This is a genomic window from Exiguobacterium sp. s152 (genome assembly GCF_018618335.1).
In the GTDB taxonomy this organism is placed as follows: Bacteria; Bacillota; Bacilli; order Exiguobacteriales; family Exiguobacteriaceae; genus Exiguobacterium; species Exiguobacterium chiriqhucha.
This window is the reverse complement of the sequence record NZ_JACSLX010000006.1, coordinates 142255-149053: the sequence shown is the minus strand read 5'-3', so window position 1 is coordinate 149053 and position 6799 is coordinate 142255. Positions and strand designations below refer to the sequence as shown.

9 protein-coding genes are annotated in these 6799 nt (G+C 51.0%); 3 read left to right on the top strand and 6 right to left on the bottom strand.

Features of this window, described 5'->3' with window-relative positions; genetic code table 11:
• Nucleotides 1-103: 103 nt before the first annotated feature.
• Nucleotides 104-937 carry a TerC family protein gene (locus tag KNP72_RS11930; RefSeq protein ID WP_138858690.1) on the bottom strand — a complete coding sequence of 278 codons (834 nt, stop codon included), beginning with the start codon at nt 935-937 and terminating at the stop codon, nt 104-106.
• Nucleotides 938-1193: 256 nt separating this feature from the next.
• Between KNP72_RS11930 and folE2 the strand changes: the two genes are divergently transcribed.
• The gene (folE2, locus tag KNP72_RS11925; RefSeq protein ID WP_214754495.1) at nt 1194-2102 is read left to right on the top strand and encodes a GTP cyclohydrolase FolE2; all 909 of its coding nucleotides are present in this window, start codon (nt 1194-1196) and stop codon (nt 2100-2102) included.
• Between the two features lie 37 nt (nt 2103-2139).
• On the opposite strand, the gene KNP72_RS11920 is transcribed toward folE2, so the two are convergent.
• The 4 genes from KNP72_RS11920 to pta form a co-directional block, all read right to left on the bottom strand.
• Nucleotides 2140-2328: a hypothetical protein gene (locus KNP72_RS11920; RefSeq protein WP_214719395.1), complete on the bottom strand. Its 189-nt coding sequence runs from the start codon at nt 2326-2328 to the stop codon at nt 2140-2142.
• Nucleotides 2304-2603 carry a rhodanese-like domain-containing protein gene (locus KNP72_RS11915; protein ID WP_214719164.1) on the bottom strand — a complete coding sequence of 100 codons (300 nt, stop codon included), beginning with the start codon at nt 2601-2603 and terminating at the stop codon, nt 2304-2306. The genes KNP72_RS11920 and KNP72_RS11915 overlap by 25 nt, the downstream gene beginning before the upstream one ends.
• A gap of 36 nt (nt 2604-2639) precedes the next feature.
• On the bottom strand, nt 2640-3347 hold the full coding sequence (locus KNP72_RS11910; protein ID WP_214833498.1) for a DUF2711 family protein: 708 nt from the start codon (nt 3345-3347) through the stop codon (nt 2640-2642).
• A gap of 77 nt (nt 3348-3424) precedes the next feature.
• Nucleotides 3425-4414 carry a phosphate acetyltransferase gene (gene pta, locus KNP72_RS11905; RefSeq protein ID WP_214719160.1) on the bottom strand — a complete coding sequence of 330 codons (990 nt, stop codon included), beginning with the start codon at nt 4412-4414 and terminating at the stop codon, nt 3425-3427.
• A gap of 338 nt (nt 4415-4752) precedes the next feature.
• Here pta and hemQ point away from each other — a divergent pair, with 338 nt between their 5' ends.
• Complete coding sequence (hemQ, locus tag KNP72_RS11900; RefSeq protein WP_214833495.1) at nt 4753-5532, top strand: hydrogen peroxide-dependent heme synthase; 780 nt, start codon at nt 4753-4755, stop codon at nt 5530-5532.
• A 77-nt stretch (nt 5533-5609) separates the two neighbouring features.
• The gene (locus KNP72_RS11895) at nt 5610-5756 is read left to right on the top strand and encodes a hypothetical protein (RefSeq protein WP_021066006.1); all 147 of its coding nucleotides are present in this window, start codon (nt 5610-5612) and stop codon (nt 5754-5756) included.
• 15 nt (nt 5757-5771) lie between these two features.
• Here the strand turns inward: KNP72_RS11895 and KNP72_RS11890 are convergent, their stop codons facing one another.
• The gene (locus KNP72_RS11890) at nt 5772-6707 is read right to left on the bottom strand and encodes an ATP-grasp domain-containing protein (RefSeq protein WP_214719156.1); all 936 of its coding nucleotides are present in this window, start codon (nt 6705-6707) and stop codon (nt 5772-5774) included.
• Nucleotides 6708-6799: the final 92 nt, after the last annotated feature.

Below are 6799 nucleotides of genomic sequence, written 5' to 3'. Positions count from 1 at the left end.
AATTAGGCTACCTCACACCGATAAAATATGGTGTGGTGGCAGCCTAATAAGGTGTTTTTATTAGTGTCTCATATAGCTAGGTCAGTCTAGAGAGACCATTTTTTTAATGTTTGGCAGCGGCTGTCGGTTTTGAAGAGAACCAACCCCATACCGCGATACCGACCATGACCGACCAGAAGAACACGGTCCACGCCGTCGAGTGGACGAAGCCGTCCGGAAGACCCATGAACGCGAACGGTGTACCGGCAATCAATTCCTTGAAGCCAGGGTGTTCAAGGACGAGCACCGTCAACTTCACACCGACCCAGCCGACGATGATGAAGGCGGCTGTCTCAAGTGTCGGACGTTGATGCAACAGCTTGACGAAAATTCGAGCAGCGAAACGCATCAAGATGACCCCGATGAGTCCACCTGTCAAGACGACGAAGAACTGACCAGAGTCGATCCCACCGATTTCACCGAGACCGAGCGGCGGCAAGCTGACCGCGAGCGCGACCGCTGCGAGAATCGAATCGACCGCGAAGGCGATATCAGCAAACTCGACTTTCGCAACCGTCAACCAGAACTCTTTCTTCGTGACCGGCTTCTCTGTGACAGCCGTCTCTTCTTTCGCCTCAGCAGCGAGATCTTGTTTCGGCTCCGTTTTACGAGCCTTATAGGTCATATACAGATGTCGTGCGCTCATTCCGATCAAGTAAAGCGCACCGAGCGCCTGGACTTGCCAGACGTTGATCAAGAATGAGATCAAGAACAAGGCGATGAAGCGGAAAACGAACGCTCCAAGTAATCCGTAAAATAGTGCCTTCTTCTGTTCTGTCCGCGGCAAGTGCTTGACCATGACCGCCAAGACGAGCGCGTTGTCTGCAGAAAGTAGCCCCTCGAGACCGACGAGTACCACGATGATCCAGGCGTACTGCAGAATTAACTGCCAATCCATTAAAAACATCCCCTTTTTTGTTGTGTTCCTTCATATTTAACAGTGATCTATTTTTTAAGTTCACAGGAACATTTTATTCCCGATTCATATCGAAATCAATCTTCTTTTCTTCAATTGCTGAAGTTTTTTTATTCACGAGCACGTTCAAAGCATGTTCAGAGAGCAAAATGGTACCCGGTTGATGTACATTTCGTGATAAAATCCTAACAAGAACGAGTGGCAGTCATTTGCCCTCTCAAAAAAGGAGAATCCGATTATGTCTACAAGCCATGTCGCTTTACCTACTAAAGCAGAACGACATAAATTATTCGGTTCGGTCCCGCCCATCAAAGGCACGAAGCCGACTGAAAAAGAACAAATGGTCGATCTACAAAATACACCTAAAAACTTCTTGTTCGCGCTCGACAGCGTCGGCATCTCAAACGTCAAACACCCTGTCAACATTGAGACGCCAGACGGCATCCAAGCGACGGTCGCCACGTTCGAGTTGACGACTTCGCTCGTCCAAGACCGTAAAGGCATCAACATGTCACGTCTCACTGAACAGCTCGACGCGTACCACACACAAGGTTGGACGTTATCGAACCGCTCGCTCATCGAGTTCGCACAAGAACTCGCCGAGCGTATGGAACAGACGGAAGGCCAATTGACGGTTCGTTACCCATGGTTCTTCAGCCGGAAAGCACCAGCCACAGGTCTCAGCGGTCTCATGAACGCGGACGTCATGCACAACGTGACGTACAACCTCGAGACAGGCATGGCTAGCGTGACAGTCGGTCTCGTCATCAACGTGACGACACTTTGCCCATGCTCGAAAGAAATCAGCGAGTACAGCGCCCACAACCAACGTGGTTACATTACAATCGAAGCCGGTCTCGACGAAGCATCACTTGACGGCTTTGACTGGCGTCTCGCACTTCTTGAGGCAGCCGAGTCGAACGCATCGGCTCCGCTTCATCCTGTCCTCAAACGTCCGGATGAAAAACGTGCGACGGAAATCGCGTATGAAAACCCACGTTTCGTGGAAGATATGGTCCGCTTGATCGCAGCTGATTTGTACGAAATGAAACAAGTCGTCAATTTCTTCGTTGAATGTCGCAACGAAGAGTCGATTCACCAACACGATGCGATCGCTTCAATCACTTTCGATAAGCGCGACAACTAAAAAACGAGTGAAGCCTTTACGGGCCTCACTCGTTTTTCTATAGACTTTGGACGAGCCGAATCGTCAACAACATGACGATGACGATGAGCCAGACGGCCCAGACGAGCCGCCATTTATCGCTATCGACTCGTTTGACGAACGTATAGACGGTCAAATAGAGCGCGATCAACAGCGGAATGACGACCCATGGATTGTCGAGCATCACGCCTCGATGTCGCCGTCCCATGCGAGCATGCCACCTTCGACGTTGACGACCTTATAGCCTTCCGACTCCAAATAGTCACCCGCCGTCTGACTGCGCCCGCCTGAACGGCAAATAATGTAATAGACGTTGTCTTTTGCGAGCTTGTCCGCCACCTCTGGGAATTCAGACAGCGGATAGAGCGGCACGTGCGGGATGTGGCCCGCATCGTACTCGTCTTGTTCGCGCACGTCGATAATATGGAGCGATTCGCCGTTCTCGAGCTTTTCGCGTAATTCAGTTGCATGGATGCTTTGCATGCTAGTTCCCCCTTAAAAGTGTTGTCCCCTACTAGTTTACCTCAGTTTTCGTTCAGAGAAACTCCAATTGATCGTCGTTTCATCATCACAATAGAACCCTTCGAGTTCGCATCGCTCGACAACCTGCTCGATCCAAGCACGACGGCCACAAAACATGGTGAAGTGGCTATCCCAAGGCGGTACGATGAGCCACTCATGGTTGTAACTAAAAAACGTCCGATGTTGCATCCCCCACGTGTCGGCAACTAACGTCTCACGAAGATGGATGAGATGCCGCTCCATACAGAATTCATCTCCGCTCCAAATCCATCCTTCTCCCATCTCTAGAAGTACCCGTAACACTCGATTCTCTAGAAAATCCGATAGCTCACCTTCGCTTGGCGGAAGTATATTCTCGCGCTCGCAGTATTCAATGAGTCGACTCGCACCGTCTTGGTCTTCGGCGTGCGGTTTCAGCGCCCCAATCATCGTCCGGAGCGCATGATCGATACGGCTCACATCATGGAAACCAAGCTTTTGCCGCATTTCTTCCCATGTAATAGCCCGAAATTGCAATTCTACTTCGTTTTTGTCCATCTCGAGATAGCAGTCAGTTGCGGTCGCGTCGTCGATTGGGATGAGAAATGGATGAAACACGATAAAGACCGCTTCGAACACGCCTTCATAATACGTTTTAATCGGATTATCATCCCCGCCGCCGAACATGGCGTAACGATGTCCTTCCGGTAACGTAATTGCCCCCACACAACCTCCTCCTTTCCCAATAGTTTACAATGTGACCACAAAAAAAGCATCCTCCGCTCAGGAAGGATGCTCGCGACTTACGCTTCGTTGCGCTCGTCGATGGCTTGTGCCGCTGTGATGAGCGTCAATTTGTAGACGTCCTCTTCGTTACAGCCGCGCGACAAGTCGTTGACCGGTTTATTGAGACCTTGAAGGATCGGTCCGATCGCTTCGAATCCACCGAAACGTTGAACCATCTTGTAGCCGATGTTTCCGGCTTCTAGGCTTGGGAAGACGAACACGTTCGCATTTCCGGCTACTTCAGAGCCTGGTGCTTTCTTCGCCGCTACGCTCGGAACGAACGCCGCATCGAATTGAAGTTCGCCGTCGATCGGAAGGTTCGGTGCCTTCTCTTTGGCGAGACGTGTCGCTTCGATGACTTTTTCTGTCTCTGGCGACTTCGCTGAGCCTTTTGTCGAGAAGCTGAGAAGCGCGACTTGCGGCTCGATGCCGAACGTCTTCGCTGTCAACGCTGACAAGTAGGCGTTCTCGGCGAGGTCAGCCGCATCCGGTGCGATGTTGATCGCGCAGTCCGAGAAGACGTACTGCTCGTCGTCGCGTACCATGATGAAGACGCCTGACGTCTTTTTGATGCCTGTTTGCATCTTGATGATTTGAAGGGCCGGACGAACCGTGTCGGCCGTCGCATGCATCGCGCCTGAGACGAGACCTTCTGCTTTTCCTGTGTGGACGAGCATCGTTCCGAAGTAGTTCACATCTGACGTCAACAACTCACGTGCTTGTTCCGGTGTCGCTTTGCCTTTGCGGCGCTCGACGAACGACTCGACGAGTGTGTCGATGTCTTCGTATGTCGCTGGGTCATACTGCGTCAAGTTTGAGATATCAAAGCCGTGTTTTGCTGCGACCGCATCGATTTCAGCTTTTGGTCCGACAACGATTGGTTCGACCATACCGTCCTGTTTCAAACGAACGGCTGCGCCGAGGACGCGCTCATCGATCCCTTCCGCTAAGACGATGGTCGGGCGAATCGGGCTGACTTTTTGTTTCAACGTGTCAAATAGTTTCATAGTGAATGAACTCCTTTTCGATTAGAAGAAATCGGATTTTTTCTCTCTCGGACGCTCTCGTCCATATGCGAGTTTTATTATACACAGTACGTTTTTTAAAATAAACTATTCTGCCCACTTCGTCATAAATCGCTTGAAATCAATCATTATATGAATAGAACAGTTTACCATTTCCGACTGATACAGCCCATCGTGAAGCCGTTTTCACTAAGCACACACGTTATGTTTATACCCGGTGTTGACATGTGACTATCCTCACGACGGCGTCAAATTTGCCAGGCGGTCAATCGTGTATGGTAAAATAGTCAGCGAAGCCTAGTCTCGAAAGGAGTTTTTTTATGTCAGAACGTCCAGCACCAACACCGACAACCGAAACGCAACACGCAGCCGCCACGTTAGACGGTTGGTATACGCTCCATGATTTCCGATCAATCGATTGGACTCGCTTGAAGGCGGTCGATCCAACTACCCGTCAAGAGATGATTGACGAATTCGTCGCTTTCCTCGGCTCACTCGAAGATGTCGAGACGCGCGGCGAAGGAAGTCATGCTTTCTATTCCATCCTTGGCCAGAAAGCGGACGTCGTCTTGATGGTCCTTCGTCCGACGTTCAAAGAGCTCGAGCAAGTCGAGCTCGCTCTTCGGAAGACGAGATTGTACGATTATATGATTCCAAGTTATTCGTATGTGTCGGTGATCGAACTCGGCATGTACCGTGGTTCGGGCGACGGTGACCCGTACGAGAACCCACACATCCGGGCCCGCCTCTATCCGACACTCCCGAAAGCGGCCCACATTTGCTTCTATCCGATGAGCAAGGCTCGTCGCGATGGGGACAACTGGTATACGCTATCGATGGATGAGCGCAAAGACCTCATGTATCGCCACAGCATGATCGGCCGCAGCTATGCCGGCAAGATTCAACAATTCATCGGCGGCTCGACCGGTTTCGACGGTTGGGAATGGGGCGTCACGCTCTTCGCGGAGGACTCGCTCCAATTCAAAAAGATCGTCTATGAGATGCGCTTCGATGAAGTCAGCGCCAAATACGGCGAGTTCGGCGACTTTTATGTCGGAAACATTCTTCCAAAAGAAGAACTTGGCACATTCCTCGGTTAATCGAGGTTTATGCGCATCTCGCCTCGGGAATGATTGTGTTAGAAGCAACAATACAATGATCAATGAGGTGAACAACGATGCGCGTGTTCAAGGAATCAGATCGAGACACGGCGAAACGTTTAGATTCGTTCATCGAACGAATGGCACCGACGGCAGAACTAGTCCAACTTCGATTTGAACAGCAATTACAACATACACAGCGAAAGGGTCAGGCAAAAGCCTGACCCTTTCTTCTGTCTTTATTTCGTCGTGACCGCCAAGGCGTCCCCAAGGAACGTCGCGAGCTCGAGCATACCGTACTGCCCTGCTTTCACTTCGGCGTCTGAGTTATAGTTCGTGTTCGTGTTGACGTCATACGCGTATACGTTCCCGTCCGCATCTTCGATGATTTCAATCCCGGCGACCGCAATCTCATTGTTTCGAAGGAACGTTTCCAACTGTTTGATAATCGGGTCATGGAAACCTTCGACGATTTCAAACTTCGCCGGTGGCGTCTCGCCGACCGGGCAAAACTGGTCTTCAATCGAGCAGGCATCGGCCGGGCAGAGCTCGAAGCCGTCTGACGTGTCGACACGCACCGCGTAAACGAATGTACCGCCGATGAACTCACAGCGTGTGATGTACGGTTTCGGCGCCTCGATATATTGTTGGATGAGCGTAATCCCGTCAATCGATTCCTCGAACGTCGGACCCTCGACGTAAGCCTTCAACGCATCAATCGAATGGAACAGTTGGACACCGAGTCCTTTGCCGGCGCGGTTATGTTTGGTGATGAACGGTGTCATACCGAGCTTCTCGGCCGCCTCGATGATTTGCGTCTTCCCGACGGCTGCCACCGTCTTCGGTACACAAATCCCTTCTCGTTGAAGCGCCGTATACTGATTGACTTTGCTCACTTCGAGCCGAATCGCCCGTGTCCCGTTGAAGACCGTTCGTCCGTTCGCTTCGAGCCAAGCAAGCACCCCTTCCGTCAATTCCGGCGCGTAGCGGTGACCGCGTGTATGCGACGACGCGCTCATCCGGTTATAAAACACACCTTCCGGCGGCTCTGCCATGAGATCAATCGTCCCTTGATCAAGATGCCACAGCTCATACGGCAGTGATAATTCCTCGAGTCGCTTCACGAGGTGATCGGTCCATTCGTTGTTTTCATGAAGCACGTGAATTTTAGCCATGTGAATCCCCCTTTTTGATGCCCCTACTGTACCACATTCATATCCGATTATTCCAATGTGCATAATTTATGATGCTTTATTTCTTAATTCAT

Bases quoted from the DNA above. Each gene is read 5' to 3' on its own strand.
- KNP72_RS11930 (WP_138858690.1), bottom strand. From the start codon at position 937: ATGGATTGGCAGTTAATTCTGCAGTACGCCTGGATCATCGTGGTACTC.
- folE2 (WP_214754495.1), top strand. From the start codon at position 1,194: ATGTCTACAAGCCATGTCGCTTTACCTACTAAAGCAGAACGACATAAA.
- KNP72_RS11920 (WP_214719395.1), bottom strand. From the start codon at position 2,328: ATGGGACGGCGACATCGAGGCGTGATGCTCGACAATCCATGGGTCGTC.
- KNP72_RS11915 (WP_214719164.1), bottom strand. From the start codon at position 2,603: ATGCAAAGCATCCATGCAACTGAATTACGCGAAAAGCTCGAGAACGGC.
- pta (WP_214719160.1), bottom strand. From the start codon at position 4,414: ATGAAACTATTTGACACGTTGAAACAAAAAGTCAGCCCGATTCGCCCG.
- hemQ (WP_214833495.1), top strand. From the start codon at position 4,753: ATGTCAGAACGTCCAGCACCAACACCGACAACCGAAACGCAACACGCA.
- KNP72_RS11895 (WP_021066006.1), top strand. From the start codon at position 5,610: ATGCGCGTGTTCAAGGAATCAGATCGAGACACGGCGAAACGTTTAGAT.
- KNP72_RS11890 (WP_214719156.1), bottom strand. From the start codon at position 6,707: ATGGCTAAAATTCACGTGCTTCATGAAAACAACGAATGGACCGATCAC.